At 41.7% G+C, this 16,220-nt stretch carries 16 protein-coding genes; 14 read left to right on the top strand and 2 right to left on the bottom strand.

Annotated features, from left to right (window positions below; translation table 11 throughout):
* Positions 1 to 111 precede the first annotated feature (111 nt).
* From AAHB15_RS27530 to fosM, 10 genes are all read left to right on the top strand, one after another.
* A complete protein-coding gene (locus AAHB15_RS27530; RefSeq protein WP_335572327.1) occupies positions 112 to 339 on the top strand; it encodes a hypothetical protein in 228 nt (75 codons plus the stop codon).
* A gap of 95 nt (positions 340 to 434) precedes the next feature.
* A complete protein-coding gene (locus AAHB15_RS27525) occupies positions 435 to 1,421 on the top strand; it encodes a hypothetical protein (RefSeq protein WP_335572328.1) in 987 nt (328 codons plus the stop codon).
* Positions 1,422 to 1,661: 240 nt separating this feature from the next.
* Positions 1,662 to 4,085 (top strand): nitrite reductase large subunit NirB, encoded by a 2,424-nt coding sequence (nirB, locus tag AAHB15_RS27520; protein ID WP_342043725.1) that lies wholly within the window; start codon positions 1,662 to 1,664, stop codon positions 4,083 to 4,085.
* Positions 4,082 to 4,402 (top strand): nitrite reductase small subunit NirD, encoded by a 321-nt coding sequence (nirD, locus tag AAHB15_RS27515; RefSeq protein WP_098995852.1) that lies wholly within the window; start codon positions 4,082 to 4,084, stop codon positions 4,400 to 4,402. Before nirB ends, nirD begins: the two co-directional genes overlap by 4 nt.
* 24 nt (positions 4,403 to 4,426) lie before the next feature.
* Positions 4,427 to 5,881, top strand: coding sequence for a uroporphyrinogen-III C-methyltransferase (gene cobA / locus AAHB15_RS27510; RefSeq protein ID WP_335572330.1), 1,455 nt, complete (start codon positions 4,427 to 4,429; stop codon positions 5,879 to 5,881).
* Positions 5,878 to 6,495, top strand: coding sequence for an NAD(P)-binding protein (locus AAHB15_RS27505; protein WP_342043723.1), 618 nt, complete (start codon positions 5,878 to 5,880; stop codon positions 6,493 to 6,495). The genes cobA and AAHB15_RS27505 overlap by 4 nt, the downstream gene beginning before the upstream one ends.
* Positions 6,496 to 6,735: 240 nt before the next feature.
* On the top strand, positions 6,736 to 8,328 hold the full coding sequence (gene aceB, locus AAHB15_RS27500; RefSeq protein ID WP_342043721.1) for a malate synthase A: 1,593 nt from the start codon (positions 6,736 to 6,738) through the stop codon (positions 8,326 to 8,328).
* A gap of 51 nt (positions 8,329 to 8,379) precedes the next feature.
* Positions 8,380 to 9,663 carry an isocitrate lyase gene (gene aceA / locus AAHB15_RS27495; protein ID WP_342043720.1) on the top strand — a complete coding sequence of 428 codons (1,284 nt, stop codon included), beginning with the start codon at positions 8,380 to 8,382 and terminating at the stop codon, positions 9,661 to 9,663.
* A gap of 372 nt (positions 9,664 to 10,035) precedes the next feature.
* A complete protein-coding gene (locus tag AAHB15_RS27490) occupies positions 10,036 to 10,467 on the top strand; it encodes a YueI family protein (protein WP_335572334.1) in 432 nt (143 codons plus the stop codon).
* A gap of 84 nt (positions 10,468 to 10,551) precedes the next feature.
* Positions 10,552 to 10,971 carry a FosM family fosfomycin resistance protein gene (gene fosM, locus AAHB15_RS27485; protein WP_144567099.1) on the top strand — a complete coding sequence of 140 codons (420 nt, stop codon included), beginning with the start codon at positions 10,552 to 10,554 and terminating at the stop codon, positions 10,969 to 10,971.
* 27 nt (positions 10,972 to 10,998) lie between these two features.
* Here the strand turns inward: fosM and AAHB15_RS27480 are convergent, their stop codons facing one another.
* Positions 10,999 to 11,451: an OsmC family protein gene (locus AAHB15_RS27480; protein WP_335572335.1), complete on the bottom strand. Its 453-nt coding sequence runs from the start codon at positions 11,449 to 11,451 to the stop codon at positions 10,999 to 11,001.
* A gap of 90 nt (positions 11,452 to 11,541) precedes the next feature.
* Between AAHB15_RS27480 and AAHB15_RS27475 the strand changes: the two genes are divergently transcribed.
* Positions 11,542 to 12,027, top strand: a complete 486-nt coding sequence (locus AAHB15_RS27475; protein WP_342043718.1) for a VanZ family protein — start codon at positions 11,542 to 11,544, stop codon at positions 12,025 to 12,027.
* A gap of 7 nt (positions 12,028 to 12,034) precedes the next feature.
* Here AAHB15_RS27475 and AAHB15_RS27470 read toward each other — a convergent pair whose 3' ends face one another.
* On the bottom strand, positions 12,035 to 12,694 hold the full coding sequence (locus AAHB15_RS27470; RefSeq protein ID WP_335572336.1) for a lysozyme family protein: 660 nt from the start codon (positions 12,692 to 12,694) through the stop codon (positions 12,035 to 12,037).
* A 205-nt stretch (positions 12,695 to 12,899) separates the two neighbouring features.
* Between AAHB15_RS27470 and gatC the strand changes: the two genes are divergently transcribed.
* From gatC to gatB, 3 genes are read left to right on the top strand one after another with little or no spacing between them, the layout of a single operon-like run.
* A complete protein-coding gene (gene gatC / locus AAHB15_RS27465; RefSeq protein WP_098530774.1) occupies positions 12,900 to 13,193 on the top strand; it encodes an Asp-tRNA(Asn)/Glu-tRNA(Gln) amidotransferase subunit GatC in 294 nt (97 codons plus the stop codon).
* 12 nt (positions 13,194 to 13,205) lie between these two features.
* Positions 13,206 to 14,663, top strand: coding sequence for an Asp-tRNA(Asn)/Glu-tRNA(Gln) amidotransferase subunit GatA (gatA, locus tag AAHB15_RS27460; protein WP_098530810.1), 1,458 nt, complete (start codon positions 13,206 to 13,208; stop codon positions 14,661 to 14,663).
* A 12-nt stretch (positions 14,664 to 14,675) separates the two neighbouring features.
* Positions 14,676 to 16,103, top strand: coding sequence for an Asp-tRNA(Asn)/Glu-tRNA(Gln) amidotransferase subunit GatB (gene gatB, locus AAHB15_RS27455; RefSeq protein WP_098530773.1), 1,428 nt, complete (start codon positions 14,676 to 14,678; stop codon positions 16,101 to 16,103).
* Positions 16,104 to 16,220: the final 117 nt, after the last annotated feature.

Raw genomic sequence — 16,220 nt, 5'->3', positions numbered from 1 at the left:
GAAAAGGAAACATTTATAAAATGAAATACGTCATTAATAAAGAGCATATTTTAAAATGTCATCACTAAAAAGACCTAGTTAGTATATCGTCTTCTTGGAGGTTTTGGACCTTTGATCCCATTATATTTGTTTCATGTTACAGCAGTACCGCATAGTGAGAGCTTGCTTTGGACCTTTCTATCATGTAATGCATTTGTCGTCATCTCTGGTATTGTCTTTATGTATAAGCTGTTTACGCAAAAAAAGGTAAAGATAGCTGGTATTCTTTTTGGAATGGCATTAGCGATAAATTATATCTTAATAGCCATAATTGGAGACCCTTTTGACCTGTTAGGATAATTTGAATGAACCGAAGTTGTATCTGAAAGCAAACTTCACTAAGTGCCTGATTAATGGAACAAAATACAGATAAAAGCTTGAGAGGGGATGAAATATTGAAATATTACCGTTTGTGGGTCCTTGCTTTTTTATTAAAATTTATTGGGTCGGCTTGGGATGCATCTTATCATTTTAAATATTTATTTGAAGAATACTCTATTCCCCATATTGTTAATACCATGGGTTTTGCCTTAGGGGGCATCCTGTTATTTAAGGAGTGGAGACACTCTACTTACATGGACGGTTTTTCAAGGAATCTCATTACGATCGGATATGGGCTGTTTCTTATCGGTATTCCCCTTGATTTTACCTACCATATTGCCTATGGGATCGATTTAACGACCTGGAGTCCAACTCATTTTATTTACTATATTGCCACAGACATCATGATATTTGGTGTATGGCATGGATATAATTTGTATACATGGCATACAGTACCGACATGGAAGTCAATGCATACGTGGTTTATGATGTTCTTGCTTGAATGCTTGTTGTTTCCGAATATGCAGCAGGAAAATGGAGCGATCTCTTATGACCAATACATGCATGGAAAATCGATTGCTTCGAAGGAAATTCTTGAGTTAATCTCTGACCCCGCATCACAAATCTTTGGCGGAATCCCAGTATATGTGTATCCGATTTATTCTGTCTTAATGGTAGGGCTATTAACGGTTGTGACGATTCGTATATTACGTGATTTTACTATTCCATTTATGGGAGCCCTGTTATACATTTGTTTAAGATTTATTGGAAAAGCTATCTTTGCAGCAGTAGAATATCCTACCTCCTACGTACCGATGACAATTATCCTAATTCCACTGGCCTTTCTATTGTTTAGAAGAACCAACTGGCTCGCTGGACTCATTGGCAGTTTTGCCTATTTTCTCAGCCTTTTTGCCATTCACAAGTCTGGAATCCTTATCACACCACCGTTGGAATTATGGGAGCTAGCCCCTGTGCTCCTAATCGGCATATTAGTACCCGTCATCAATGCCATCATCAACCCCCATTTCGCACTAAGAAAAAATAAACAACCTGCATAACGTAAAAAGGGTGCCTGTCACCCTTTTTTGTTTTGGACGTTTTATTACAGTGGGTATGGTAGATATGGTAGTCTCTCACAATTGGGCATTTACATTTACTAGAAATGTCATAATTAACGTGTGAGATGTGATGAACGTCACAATTTTTTAGGGGTGTTCCCTTTACAATCTATCTATAGAGAAAAACTATTAAGTGAAAATTAAACACATTATTATTAACTATAAAGGAGCCAACCAGATATGAAGAAACTAGTAATGATTGGTAACGGAATGGCTGGAGTAAGGACCATTGAAGAAATTCTTAAACTGAATACCGAGCAATTTGAGATTACCATCTTTGGGGAAGAGCCGCATCCAAACTACAATCGTATTAAATTATCAAATATTCTTCAGGGTAACACAAACTTTGATGATATTATTATCAATCCGCTTGAGTGGTACAAAGAAAATAATATCCAGTTGTACACAGGAGAAGCCATTGTAAGCATCGATGTAGAAAGTAAGCGTGTCATCAGTGATCAAGGTCGAGAAGTTGAGTATGATGAACTCATTATTGCAACAGGATCTAATTCATTTATTTTGCCTATTCCCGGTGCAGACAAAATCGGTGTAACGGGTTTTCGTGATATCAAAGATTGTGAAATGATGATCAAATCAGCAGGCCAATACCAAAAGGCTGTTGTTATTGGCGGCGGGCTGCTTGGACTTGAAGCAGCAAGAGGGCTCCTAAACCTTGGCATGAAAGTCGATGTTGTCCACCTTATGCCGCATCTCATGGAACGCCAGCTTGACCCAATCGCCTCTTCTTTACTTAAAACAGAGCTAGAATCACAAGGCATGAACTTCTTTATGGAGAAACAAACCGTTGGAATTTTAGGCGATGAGCGTGTAACAGGACTTCGTTTTAAAGATGGTTCTGAAGTCGAAGCCGATCTGGTTGTTATGGCGATTGGAATTAAGTCGAACATACAAGTTGCAAAAGACAGCGGCATCTATGTGAACCGCGGTATTGTTGTGAATGACTATATGGAAACAAGTGTCCCTCATGTATACGCAGTCGGCGAATGTGCGGAACACAGAGAAATTGTTTATGGCCTAGTTGCCCCATTATATGAACAAGGAAAAATCCTTGCCAGTCATATTTGCGGAATCGAATCGAAACCATATGAAGGTTCTGTGACTGGTACACAGCTAAAAGTTGCTGGCGTGGACCTATTCTCTGCAGGTGAAATTTTTGAAGATGGCACTACTAAATCTATTATGGTTTACAATGAGTACGAGGGACTCTATAAACGAGTACTAACTAGAAACAACACAATAGTAGGAATTGTCCTTTATGGTGATACAAAAGATAGTACTAGATTATATAGAATGCTGACCAAAAAAGAAGATATCAGCGGGGTTTCTATTTTCCATACAGAATGTACTGGAGAAAGCAGCACGGACGATATTGCATCTATGCCAAATGATGAGTTAGTCTGCGGCTGTAACGGTGTCACAAAGGGCGCGATTGTCGAAGCAATCCAAACACAAGGCCTAACAACACTAGACCAAGTAAGCCATTGCACTAACGCGGGCCGTTCTTGCGGACGCTGTAAACCAATGGTCAGCCAAATTCTTGCCCATTCATTAGGTGATCAGTTTGATGCGGCCGCAGCTCAGAAAACAAGCATTTGCGGATGTACTACAGTAAGCCGTGAGGAATTGGTAGCTGAAATCAAGGAAAAAGGACTAACAAATGTAAAAGAGGTCATGAACGTACTTGATTGGAATAATACGGAAGGTTGTACGAAATGCCGTCCGGCGATCAACTATTATCTTGGCATGATTCATATGGATGAATATAAGGATGACCGTGATTCCCGTCTCGTGAATGAGAAGATGCATGCTAATATTCAGAAGGATGGAACGTATTCTGTTGTTCCAAGAATGTATGGCGGTGTCACAACCGCAGCAGATTTGAAAAAAATAGCTGAAGTTGCTGAAAAGTATAACGTTCCTTTAGTAAAATTAACGGGTGGACAACGAATCGGTTTGTTCGGTGTGAAAAAAGAAGACCTTCCGGCGATGTGGGAGGAGTTGGATATGCCATCTGGTTATGCTTACGGAAAAACACTAAGAACGGTTAAGACTTGCGTTGGAGCACAATTCTGCCGCTATGGTACACAAGATTCAATGGCACTTGGCATCAAGCTGGAAAAGAAATTTGAACGTCTGGATACACCACATAAAGTGAAAATGGGCGTATCTGCATGTCCAAGAAACTGTTCAGAGGCAGGTATCAAGGATATCGGCTTCGTCGGAATTGATGGAGGCTGGGAAATCTATGTCGCTGGTAACGGCGGTGTTGACCTTCGGGCCGGCGATCTGCTATGTACCGTGAAAACAGAAGAAGAAGTAATGGAAATGACAAGTGCTTACCTCCAGTATTACCGCGAAACAGCTAACTATTTGGAGCGGACCTCTAAATGGGTTGAGCGGATGGGACTGGATCATGTCAAGGAAGTATTGGCGGACGAGGAAACACGTAGAGGCTTGAACGATAGAATGGATCAAACCTTAAAAAAATATATTGAGCCATGGAATGAAGCAGTTCAAAATGAAGAAATAAAGGATAAATATTATACTAGACATAACATTTCAGTCGGGAGTGAATCCAAATGATCGAAACTATCACTCGAATTCCAGTAGCACATTATAAAAATGTAAAAGCAAGAGCTGGGTATTCTATCAAAGTTGACACGACAGAAGTAGCTCTATTTAAAACAACAACTGGTCAGGTTTATGCATTAGAAAACCGCAGCCCCCATCCAAAGGGCGGGGTCCTTTCTGAAGGTCTGATCAGCGGCGAATATGTGTATTGTCCGGTCTATGATTGGAAAATCTCATTAGTAGATGGAAAGGTTCAGGCTCCTGATGAAGGTCAGGTGAGAACCTTTAAGGTAGAAGTCAAAGAAGATATCATTTTTATAGTTTTATAAAAAGGGAAGGAAGGCTGCAGCAGGATGAAAACAGGAAAAGTATTTTTAGTAGGAGCAGGACCAGGAGATGTGGGTTTAATCACAATAAAAGGATTAGAGGCGATTAAGCAAGCCGAGGTCATACTTTATGACCGGCTTGCCAATCCCAAGCTATTAGAATACGCCGGCAGTGATTGTGAGTTCATCTATTGCGGAAAGCTGCCTGACCGTCATACCTTGCGCCAAGAGAGCATTAATGATTTCCTAGTGAAAAAGGCATTAGCAGGAAAGATCGTGGTGCGGTTAAAAGGCGGAGATCCGGGCGTATTTGGCAGAGTAGGTGAGGAAGCAGCTGCCCTGGCTGAATACCAAATTCCTTTTGAAATCGTTCCTGGCATTTCATCGGGGATTGCAGCCCCCCTTTATGCAGGAATTCCTGTCACCCATCGTGAGCATGCGGAATCCTTCGCGGTCGTTACTGCCCATGACAAATCTCAGGATGGAAAGCCGCTCCTTGATTGGGAAGGACTTTCCAGAGGTGTGGACACGATTGCCTTTTACATGGGGGTTGGGAATTTACCGTTTATTTGTGAAAATCTCATCAAATATGGGAAGCCTTCCTCTACACCGGTGATATTAATTCACTGGGGTACCTTTGGCCGGCAAAAAACGTTGCAAGGAACATTAGCTAATATTTCCGAGAAAGTGCTAAAGGCAAAGTTCAGCAATCCATCGATTATTTTGGTTGGAGACGTTATCTCTCTTCGTGAAAAAATAAGCTGGTTTGAGAAAAAGCCTTTGTATGGCCGGCAAATTTTGTTAGCACGGACAAGTTCAAGCCCAAGTGAATTAGCAAAGGAATTACTTGTACAAGGGGCAGATGTAATTGAGTTTCCAAAATGGAAAGTAACAAGGATACCGCTTGATCTCCGAAGGGTTACTAGCTTTGAAAAAATATTATTTACATCACCTGAAAATGCGGCAGAATTTTTTGCGGCTGTTATTGAACAGAAAATTGATGTTCGCAACATACGTGCGGAACTCTTTGCGATGTCTAGCAAAACGTTAAAGGCATTACGTGAGCGAGGATTGATCGGGAAACTGGCTTCGGAGATTGTCGACTCAGAAAAAATGCTGATTGTCGGTGATACTCAATTATTACAGACAAACTTTCATAAAGCAGAGGTTATGGTAACAAGCAACAAGGAGTTGGATCGCCAATTCCTGCCGATTTTTCAACGAATGCTTAAGGAAGCACAGATCAATACGATGATTTTCCCAAGCAGTGCCTCCGTTAAACCGTTTATGACAGCATTAGCAGAATGTGATATAAATGCATGGCAGCTGTTGAATGGTAAGCAGGTAATCGCTATGGGAGAATTAACGCAATCAGCTGCGATAAATGCTGGGCTTGGTTCTCCCGAGGTGCCAGTCAGCCCTTCGAAGGAAGCGTTAGTAAACTATTTGGTAGAGCATCCATTACAGGGAGTAGAGGAATGAGGACAAACTATCCGATTATGTTACAACTTGATACGAAAAAAGTAGTAGTGATCGGCGGCGGCAGGGTGGCCGAGCGAAAGGTTCGAGGTCTGCTTGGCACGGGGGCTCAGGTGGTGGTGATCAGCCCGGAAGCTACAGGAGAAATCCAAACCCTTTTTCTAGATGGAAAAATTGTATGGGAAAAAAAGTTTTTTTCAGCGGAAGACCTTCGGGGTGCGGCTCTTATCTTTGCAGCAACTGACGATAAGGACATCAATCAATCCGTAAAATCCTTGGCCGAGAAGCAACAACTGGTGACGGTTGCCGATGACCCGGACATTTCCGATTTTCATCTGCCAGCACATGTGCAGCGGGGTCGGTTAAGTATAGCGGTATCGACTGGAGGGGCAAGTCCAACACTTGCCAAGAAATTACGCGCGGAGTTAGAAAAGATATTTGATGAACGATATGAAGAATACCTTGAATTTCTTTTTACCGCGCGGCAATGGATTCTGAAGGAAGTGAAAGATCCAGCTTTAAAAAGAAAATTACTAACAGCAATGGTTAGCGAGGATTTTTTAAACAGTCAAAATCGCGCGGAGGATTTCCAGCGTTTATATGAGGAATTAAAGTAAAAGCGGGTGCCTTTTTTAAAGGCACTCGTTTTTTTGTCGTGGGCAGGAAAATATACCTATTGAATAAACGTATAGATATCAAGGTTTTGCTCCGTTCTATAAAAGTTACCCCTATAAGTGCAGGGGATAATTACCTATTTTTAAAAATTTTCAGAAAAAATGGTTCCCTTTTCCAAAATACTGTTATATAATACAAAACGAAGGTAAGTACTGTATTATAACAAAGAGGTGAACGAGTACATGTCGACGCAAACTACAGGTATTGAAGTAGTTGGGGCTTTAAAAGCCCAGTATGATGAGATTTTGACACCCGGGGCATTAAACTTAATCGAAGAGTTAGAGCGTAAATTTGGTCACCGCAGAATCGAACTGTTGCAGTACAGGGATAAACGCCAAGAGGAAATGAATAAAGGCAAGCTTCCTGATTTTCTTCCTGAAACCAAGCATATCCGGAACAGTGATTGGACAGTGGCGCCGCTGCCAAAGGATCTCCAAGATCGCCGGGTAGAAATAACCGGGCCGACTGACCGCAAAATGGTCATTAATGCGTTAAACTCAGGTGCAAAATTGTTCATGGCTGATTTTGAGGATGCCACATCACCGACATGGGAAAGTATCATTGAAGGACAGATCAACTTAAGAGATGCGATAAACCGGACAATATCGTTTGAAAATCCAAATGGAAAAACATATGAGCTTAAGGAAGAAACAGCGGTTCTCATCGTTAGACCACGAGGGCTGCATCTCGAAGAAAAACATGTGCTCTTAGATGGCAAGCCCATCTCTGGAAGCTTTTTCGATTTTGGAATCTACTTTTTCCATAATGTAAAAACATTGCTTGCAAACGGTTCAGGCCCCTACTTTTATCTGCCAAAGCTTGAGAGTCACTTAGAAGCACGGCTTTGGAACGACGTATTTGTGTATACACAGGAGAAGCTGGGGATTCCTCAAGGAACCATCAAAGCAACGGTATTGATAGAAACTATTTTAGCTGCGTTTGAAATGGATGAAATTCTTTATGAGTTAAGGGAACACTCCGCAGGATTAAATTGCGGACGCTGGGATTATATTTTCAGCTATATTAAAAAGCTTCGCCATCAAAAGGAAGTTATATTACCGGATCGCTCGCAAGTAACGATGACTTCACCGTTTATGCGTTCCTATTCACTATTAACAATTCAAACTTGTCATCGCCGCAAGGCACCAGCAATGGGTGGGATGGCCGCGCAAATACCGATAAAAAATAATCCGCAGGCCAATGAGGAAGCGTTTGCTAGTGTTCGTGCCGATAAGGAACGAGAGGCCCGTGATGGTCATGATGGAACATGGGTTGCACATCCAGGACTAGTGCCGGTGGCGATGGAAGTATTCAACCGTGAAATGCCAACGCCGAACCAAATCCATACTGCTAAACAGCAGAAGGTAACAATTACAGCACAGGATTTACTAGAAGTACCAAACGGCACAATTACGGAAGCAGGAGTCCGTACAAACATCAATGTTGGCATTCAATATGTGGCATCCTGGTTAAATGGCAGAGGTGCTGCCCCAATCCATAATTTGATGGAGGACGCAGCAACGGCTGAAATCTCACGTGCACAGCTGTGGCAATGGATCCGCCATCCAAAAGGTATCTTAGACGACGGCAGAAAAGTGACTGCCGAAATGTATGAGCAATTAAAGCAAGAAGAGTTGGAGAAGATTAAGCTGGAAGTCGGCGCTGAAAACTTTGAAAAGGGCAGATTCACCGAAGCTGTTCAACTATTTGACCGTTTGATCTTAAATGATGAATTTATTGACTTCTTAACACTGCCAGGGTATCAGCAGTTATAAGGGATTCTTTTTATAAAAATATCTAAATAGATTAATAGGAGGAATTTTAAAATGACAGATTCAAGAGCTGCTCAATTACAAGAAAGCTGGGAAATGGATAGCCGTTGGAAAGGAATTACTAGACCGTACACGGCAGAAGATGTAATCAAACTCCGCGGTTCGATTGATATTGAGCATACTTTAGCCCACAGAGGTGCTGAAAAGCTTTGGAAGCTATTAAATGAAGAAGATTATGTGAATGCCCTTGGAGCGTTGACAGGAAATCAAGCTGTCCAGCAAGTAAAGGCAGGATTAAAAGCTATTTACTTAAGCGGCTGGCAAGTGGCAGCCGATGCAAACCTATCAGGACATATGTATCCGGACCAAAGCCTTTATCCTGCAAACAGTGTACCAAGTGTGGTAAAGCGGATTAATCAAGCCCTGCAGCGCGCGGACCAAATCCATCATTCGGAAGGCGATAATTCCATTGACTGGTTTGCACCGATTGTGGCTGACGCAGAAGCTGGGTTTGGCGGACAGTTAAACTGTTTTGAATTGATGAAAGGGATGATTGAAGCAGGTGCTTCAGGGGTTCACTTTGAAGACCAGTTGTCTTCCGAAAAAAAATGCGGACACTTGGGCGGAAAAGTACTGCTGCCAACACAAACGGCGGTTCGCAACTTGATTGCGGCTCGTTTGGCTGCAGACGTGATGGGGGTTCCAACTGTACTAGTTGCCCGGACGGATGCGAATGCGGCGGATTTGATTACGAGTGATATCGATATGAATGATGCTCCGTTTATTACAGGTGAACGGACACCGGAAGGCTTCTTCCGTACTAGTGCAGGAATTGATCAGGCGATTGCCCGCGGTTTAGCTTATGCTCCATATGCCGACTTAATTTGGTGTGAAACTTCTGAGCCGAATATTGAGGAAGCTAGAAGGTTTGCGGAAGCGATTCATGAGAAGTTCCCTGGCAAACTATTAGCCTATAACTGTTCACCATCCTTTAACTGGAAGAAGAAACTGGATCAAGAAACGATTGCAAATTTCCAAAAGGAGCTTGGCGAAATGGGCTACAAGTTCCAGTTCGTTACGCTTGCCGGCTTCCATGCCTTGAATCACAGCATGTTCGAGCTTGCCCGCGGCTATAAGGAGCGCGGCATGGCAGCTTACTCGGAGTTGCAGGAGGCTGAGTTTAGCAGCGAGCAATACGGCTACACTGCGACACGGCATCAGCGTGAGGTTGGTACGGGTTACTTTGATCAGGTATCGATGGTTATTACAGGTGGTACGTCTTCGACTACGGCATTGAAGGGGTCAACGGAGGTAGAGCAGTTTAGTAGTAATAAATAAAGTTGTGTGTGTGGATCCTGCTCTCCGTATGGAGGGGAGGATCCTTTTTGTTGGTGGGAGGTTAACCTGCGGATAAGAGGAGTCAACTCGCGGCTAGGGGGCTAACTTGGGAATGAGAGGAGCCAACTTGCGGATGAGAGGGGCCAACTTGCGGGTAAAAGGAATCAATTTGCGGATGAGAGGAGCCAACTCGCGGCTAGGGGGCTAACTTTGCGGATAAGAGGAGCTAACTTGCGGCTAGGGGGCTAACTTTGCAGATAAGGGTAGCCAACTTGTGAATAAGGCAAAACCAGTTTTCATGTTTTTTGGAACAGCACTTTTTTTAAGGTATTATCATACATAATAATAGCCTTTTAGATGGAGTTGATATGCTTGGAAAGGAAAACTGTAGAGGATGTCCTGAAGCAAGGCATCTATGGACCTTTAGAAACAAAACCTGAAGAGCGGCGGAAATACCTAGGAACCTTACGTGAACGAATCATAGTCGCACTAACCAAAAGCCAGGTAGCGGAAACCAAAATATATCCACAAGTAGAGCAATTCATGAAGGAATATCCAAAGGCACAGCTTTTTCTAAATGGAAACATGGCATATGAAGAGTTATCTAAATATGTAAAACTAGCCTCAAAAAATAAAATGGAACATAAGATTGTGACCAACAAAGAGCATGATACAGACATCGGTTTAGTATTAGCCATGAGCGTTGCGATCGACAAGGAAGATATATTTATTAGCCAAAAAGTCCAAATACCTGAAAAGCTGCCAGAGAAAAAAAGTCTATTTGCTAAGTTGTTCAAGCGGTGAAACTAAGTGTGTGGTTCAAATATGGATCACACACTTTTATTTTTTTAAGATAGGCAATAAAATTAAATTTAAAAAGGTGAATGTATGACAATTAAAGGAATAAATCACTTACTTTTCTCGGTGTCTGATTTAGATAAATCAATTAAATTTTACCAAAATGTACTTGAGGCCAAACTATTAGTAAAAGGAAGCAACACAGCTTACTTTGATTTAAATGGTCTATGGGTTGCCCTTAACGTTGAAAAGGGCATCCCCCGTAATGAGTTCAACCAATCTTATACCCATATTGCATTTTCAATAGATGAGGCGGATTTCTCAAAAATGTGCAATAAACTTGAGAAGCTAAACGTGAATATTTTGCCTGGCCGGCAGCGGGATGAAAGGGATAAGAAATCTATTTATTTCACCGACCCAGATGGGCATAAATTTGAATTTCATACTGGTACGCTTCAAGATAGATTGGATTACTACCAACAGGAAAAAGGACATATGGAATTTTACTAGAAAAAAGGGTGCTCGGCTCAGGAGCACCTATTCAATTGCAACTTCAACCAATGCCTCAAGCTCCATCTCTACATTCCCTTGAATCGCGCGACTAATCATACAAGAAGTTTCGGCCTTTTGCGCCAGCTTCTTAGCCAATGACAAATCTTTTGCACCAGCATTGCTTTTCAAAACTACACATGGGCGATGGATAATTTTTTTATAGGTAAAAACGCCGCCCGTCACATCGACAATAGCCTCTGAATCCATCGTTAATGATTCCTTTTCCAGACCAGAACGCTCCAGCATCGAAGCAAGCGTAATAATATAACAGGTTGCCGCTGCTCCAAGCAGCATTTCATCCGGATTTGTACCAACACCGGGCCCGTCCATTTCGGGCGGAATGGATACCTTTGTTTTTAAATTCCCAGCCTCAATTTCGCCAATATCATTACGCAAGCCAGGCCAGTTGGCTTTTAAATGGAAGTGATGTTCGGCCATACTAATTTCCTCCAATTAATTATTTTTCATCACATTAGCTTAAAACTATGGTATGGTAGAGTTTGACACTTTAAAAATGGAGCAGTGATAATGAAGCTGATTTTTAAACTAATCCTGACACTTATCCTTTGTGTTTATATTGCTATTCTTTCAAAATTAATCCTTTTTAAATATATCCCGTTATCGCAAATTATTGAACATTTTAACTTTACATACGATGGTTACCACTGGCGTGACAATAACTTCGTTCCCTTCAAAACCATTTATTTCTACATGTATTTAGCTGATATTAATTTAATTATCCGAATTGAGAATTTAGTAGGGAATATCATCGGATTTGCCCCATTTGGATTTATTTTACCATTGCTCTCAAAAGGGTTCCAGAAACTTAGCAAGGTTACCATTACCACCTTTATCTTGAGTTTAACGTTTGAAACCATTCAACTAGTATTTGAATTTGGCAGCTTTGATGTCGATGACCTTATTTTAAATACCCTAGGTGGGATATTAGGTTATATCCCGTTCAAAATCCTTCAAGTGACAACTGTGAAAAGTATACAAAACAAAAACACCTAATGATTCTTTAAAAAGATCCACTAGGTGTTTTTTCGCTGTTTGTCACAGGAACACTATCCACTAACAATTGAATATTCTTATTCACCTTGGTGCTGTAGGTAAAATCACCATAGCAATATGGATAGCGGAAATTATCCTTGTCTCCGCCGCAATTATATAGGGCTGGTTTTTGTTTTACCTGTAGAAGGGAAAAATCCTTTGCCAGTTCCTCACTATGTTTCCCGCCATGCTGCGCTACATAGTCAATATAGCCAGCCCCCATGTTATATGCCTGTATAATCGTTGGAAAATCTACCTTTTTTTGAGTTCCATAAGCCAGGACGCGTTGAAAATGCTTTACTCCGACCTGGATACTCTGTTTAGGGTCAGTAATCGTATTTTTAGCCAAACCGGCCGATTCAGAGGCCTGCATCGGATCTCCGCCAAGGCCGTGACTTTCCTGCTGCATCAGGGCAACAAGTACAGGGGTGTGCTCCTCGAGCTGATATTTTGCTAATTCGTCATGGATAAAAGGCGTATATTTTTTTACCGCTGCAAAAGTATCAGTTTTCACGAGCGGAGGGGAAATTTGTTTTTGAAAGTGAATTTGAACCCAAGCCAATCCGCAAAAAAGCAAAAACAGCACGAAAAAGGTTTTCCATTTCTTCCGTTTTCGTTTCTTTTTCATTACAATTACTCTCCCAAATTCTTAGCTTATTTGAATATTATAAATGACGTCTCTTGACGCTGTCAGGTTTCATTTTTGTTAAAATGTTAAATGATAATCTAAAACTCTCTTTGTTTGTTAATAATGAAGAAGGAATCATTGCGGTAAAGCGAAAAAGTTTGGTATTATCAATTATAAAATAATATTGAGATAGGGGGTTAAAAGCATGTCACGAATTTCAACGGAAGAAGTAAAACACGTTGCCAACTTGGCGCGATTAGCCGTTACGGAAGAAGAAGTCGAAAAATTTACAAAACAGTTGGATAAGATTATTACTTTTGCAGAACAGTTAAATGAATTGGATACGGAGAATGTGAAGCCTACATACCATGTCCTTGATATGAAAAATGTATTGCGCGAGGACGTTTCACAAAAAGGGCTGCCGCGTGAAGAGGTGCTGAAAAATGCACCTGAGCATCAGGACGGTCAAATTAAGGTACCATCGATATTGGGAGAGTAGGGAGTGAAAAAATTGAGTCTATTTGATTATAAAGTTTCGGACCTTCATGAGTTAATACATAAGAAGGAATTAACCGTATCCGATCTCGTAGAAGAGTCATATAAACGTATTGGCCAGGTTGAAGACAAGGTCAAGGCCTTTTTAACCCTAGATGAAGAAAGAGCCCGGGCAACTGCAAAATCACAAGATGAAAAGTTGAATTCTGAAGATTCCAGAGGTTTGCTTTTTGGCATGCCGATTGGCGTGAAGGATAACATCGTTACCAAGGGTTTGCGTACTACTTGTGCGAGTAAAATTCTAGAAAATTTTGACCCGATTTATGATGCAACGGTTGTTCAAAAACTGCAGCAAGCAGAAACCGTTACAATCGGTAAACTAAATATGGACGAGTTTGCAATGGGATCCTCAAATGAAAACTCCCACTACCAAAAAACACGTAATCCATGGAATCTTGAAAGGGTGCCTGGCGGATCTTCAGGCGGTTCTGCAGCATCTGTCGCATCAGGAGAAGTGCTTTTCTCCTTAGGGTCTGATACCGGCGGTTCCATCCGACAACCTGCGTCTTTTTGTGGCGTCGTTGGAATGAAACCAACTTACGGCCGTGTATCTCGTTTTGGTCTCGTCGCCTTTGCTTCATCGCTTGATCAAATCGGTCCAATTACAAGAACGGTTGAGGACAATGCTTATCTATTACAAGCTATCTCTGGTTTAGATCCAATGGACTCAACTTCTGCGAATGTTGATGTTCCAAATTTTGCTTCTGCTCTAACAGGCGACATTAAGGGTCTAAAAATCGCCGTGCCAAAAGAATATTTAGGCGAAGGTGTGACAGATGCAGTCCGCCAATCTGTAATGGATTCATTAAAGGTCCTTGAGAGTCTTGGCGCTGAATGGGAAGAAGTTTCTCTACCGCATTCCAAGTATGCCTTAGCAACTTATTATTTGCTGTCCTCATCAGAAGCATCAGCAAACCTTGCTCGTTTTGACGGGGTGCGTTATGGCTATCGAACTCAAGATGCAGAAAGTTTAATTGAATTATATAAAAAGACACGTGCAGAAGGCTTCGGTGATGAAGTAAAACGCCGGATCATGCTTGGTACGTTTGCACTTAGCTCCGGTTACTATGATGCTTATTATAAAAAAGCACAGCAGGCCCGGACGTTGATTAAGAAGGATTTTGAAGATGTTTTTGAAAAATATGACGTCATTGTTGGACCAACAACACCAACACCTGCGTTTAAAATTGGCGAAAAAATCGATGATCCGTTAACCATGTATATCAATGATATTTTAACAATCCCAGTTAACCTTGCCGGCGTACCTGGAATCTCCATTCCATGCGGCTTTGATGCAGGTCTTCCGCTTGGATTACAAATCATTGGCAAGCATTTTGATGAAGCAACCATTTATCGTGTTGCCCATGCGTTTGAGCAGGCAACAGACTTTCATAAACAGAAGCCAGAATTGTAGGGGGTGGAAACGATGGAATTTGAAACAGTAATTGGACTTGAGGTCCATGTTGAGTTAAAAACAGAATCGAAGATCTTCTCAGCAAGCCCGAACCACTTTGGGGCTGAGCCGAATACCAATACAAGTGTAATTGACCTTGGATATCCGGGTGTACTGCCTGTCCTTAACAAAAAGGCAGTTGAGTTCGGAATGAAGGCAGCGATGGCTTTAAATTGTCAGGTTGCCACACATACAAAATTTGACCGTAAGAACTATTTTTATCCAGACAACCCGAAAGCCTATCAAATCTCGCAATTTGACCAGCCGATTGGTGAGCATGGCTGGATTGAGATTGAAGTAAACGGCTATACGAAAAGGATCGGGATTACAAGGATTCATCTAGAAGAAGATGCCGGCAAGCTGAACCACGAAAAAGGATATTCTTTGTGTGATTACAACCGCCAAGGAACGCCGCTAGTCGAAATCGTTTCTGAGCCGGATATCCGTACTCCGGATGAAGCCTATGCTTATCTTGAAAAATTAAAATCAATTATTCAATATACAGGTGTTTCCGATTGTAAAATGGAAGAGGGCTCGCTTCGCTGTGATGCCAATATTTCCATCCGTCCAGTCGGACAAGAAGAGTTCGGAACGAAAACCGAATTAAAGAACTTGAACTCATTCAACTTTGTCCGTAAAGGTCTCGAGTATGAAGAAAAACGCCAGCGGGAAGTAGTATCTTCAGGCGGGACGATTGATCAGGAAACACGCCGTTTTGATGAAGCTACAGGGACAACAATTTTAATGAGGGTTAAAGAAGGTTCTGATGACTATCGTTACTTCCCAGAGCCAGATTTACTTGATTTATATATAGATGAGGATTGGAAAGCACGGATTCGTGCTGAAATCCCTGAGCTTCCGGACCAGCGCCAAAAGCGTTATATTGAAGAACTTGGCTTGCCTGTTTATGATGCCAAAGTATTGACGGTAACGAAAGAAATGGCTGATTTCTTTGAGGCAACGGTTAGCGGCGGTGCTGATGCGAAGCTTGCTTCGAACTGGGTTATGGGTGATGTGTCTGCATACCTAAATGCTGAGGGCAAGGAACTTGATCAGGTGGCGTTAACTCCGGAAGGGTTAGCAGGCATGATTAAGTTGATTGAAAATGGAACGATTTCTTCTAAGATTGCCAAAACTGTTTTTAAAGAGTTAATTGAAAATGGCGGCGATGCGGAAAAAATCGTTAAGGAAAAAGGACTTGTACAAATTTCTGATGAAGGCACACTTCTTAAGATTATTGCAGAGGTACTTGATGCCAATCCGAAATCAGTAGAAGATTTCAAGGATGGAAAAAATAAGGCCGTTGGATTCCTTGTTGGTCAGCTGATGAAAGCTACTAAGGGACAGGCTAATCCACAACTGGTCAATAAATTGTTGCAGCAGGAATTGCAAAAACGATAAATTGGAAGCTGGCAGATTTATTCTAAAGGGTTCCCTGTTGAGGTGCTTACTCTGCCCGAATTGACAGTCGTTTTGACATTGTAATTGGCATATAAAAAAGGCAAAACTCGCCATAGT

The organism is Bacillus sp. OTU2372 (assembly GCF_038440275.1).
Lineage (GTDB): Bacteria > Bacillota > Bacilli > Bacillales > Cytobacillaceae > Neobacillus > Neobacillus bataviensis_B.
Note: the sequence above shows the minus strand (reverse complement) of the source record. Positions and strands in the feature narration are given on the sequence as shown.

What these genes read in the sequence shown, in the direction of transcription:
- AAHB15_RS27475 (WP_342043718.1), top strand. Translation starts at nt 11,542, where the DNA reads ATGAAGCTGATTTTTAAACTAATCCTGACACTTATCCTTTGTGTTTAT.
- aceB (WP_342043721.1), top strand. Translation starts at nt 6,736, where the DNA reads ATGTCGACGCAAACTACAGGTATTGAAGTAGTTGGGGCTTTAAAAGCC.
- gatC (WP_098530774.1), top strand. Translation starts at nt 12,900, where the DNA reads ATGTCACGAATTTCAACGGAAGAAGTAAAACACGTTGCCAACTTGGCG.
- AAHB15_RS27470 (WP_335572336.1), bottom strand. Translation starts at nt 12,694, where the DNA reads ATGAAAAAGAAACGAAAACGGAAGAAATGGAAAACCTTTTTCGTGCTG.
- cobA (WP_335572330.1), top strand. Translation starts at nt 4,427, where the DNA reads ATGAAAACAGGAAAAGTATTTTTAGTAGGAGCAGGACCAGGAGATGTG.
- aceA (WP_342043720.1), top strand. Translation starts at nt 8,380, where the DNA reads ATGACAGATTCAAGAGCTGCTCAATTACAAGAAAGCTGGGAAATGGAT.
- gatB (WP_098530773.1), top strand. Translation starts at nt 14,676, where the DNA reads ATGGAATTTGAAACAGTAATTGGACTTGAGGTCCATGTTGAGTTAAAA.
- AAHB15_RS27505 (WP_342043723.1), top strand. Translation starts at nt 5,878, where the DNA reads ATGAGGACAAACTATCCGATTATGTTACAACTTGATACGAAAAAAGTA.
- fosM (WP_144567099.1), top strand. Translation starts at nt 10,552, where the DNA reads ATGACAATTAAAGGAATAAATCACTTACTTTTCTCGGTGTCTGATTTA.
- nirB (WP_342043725.1), top strand. Translation starts at nt 1,662, where the DNA reads ATGAAGAAACTAGTAATGATTGGTAACGGAATGGCTGGAGTAAGGACC.
- AAHB15_RS27480 (WP_335572335.1), bottom strand. Translation starts at nt 11,451, where the DNA reads ATGGCCGAACATCACTTCCATTTAAAAGCCAACTGGCCTGGCTTGCGT.
- nirD (WP_098995852.1), top strand. Translation starts at nt 4,082, where the DNA reads ATGATCGAAACTATCACTCGAATTCCAGTAGCACATTATAAAAATGTA.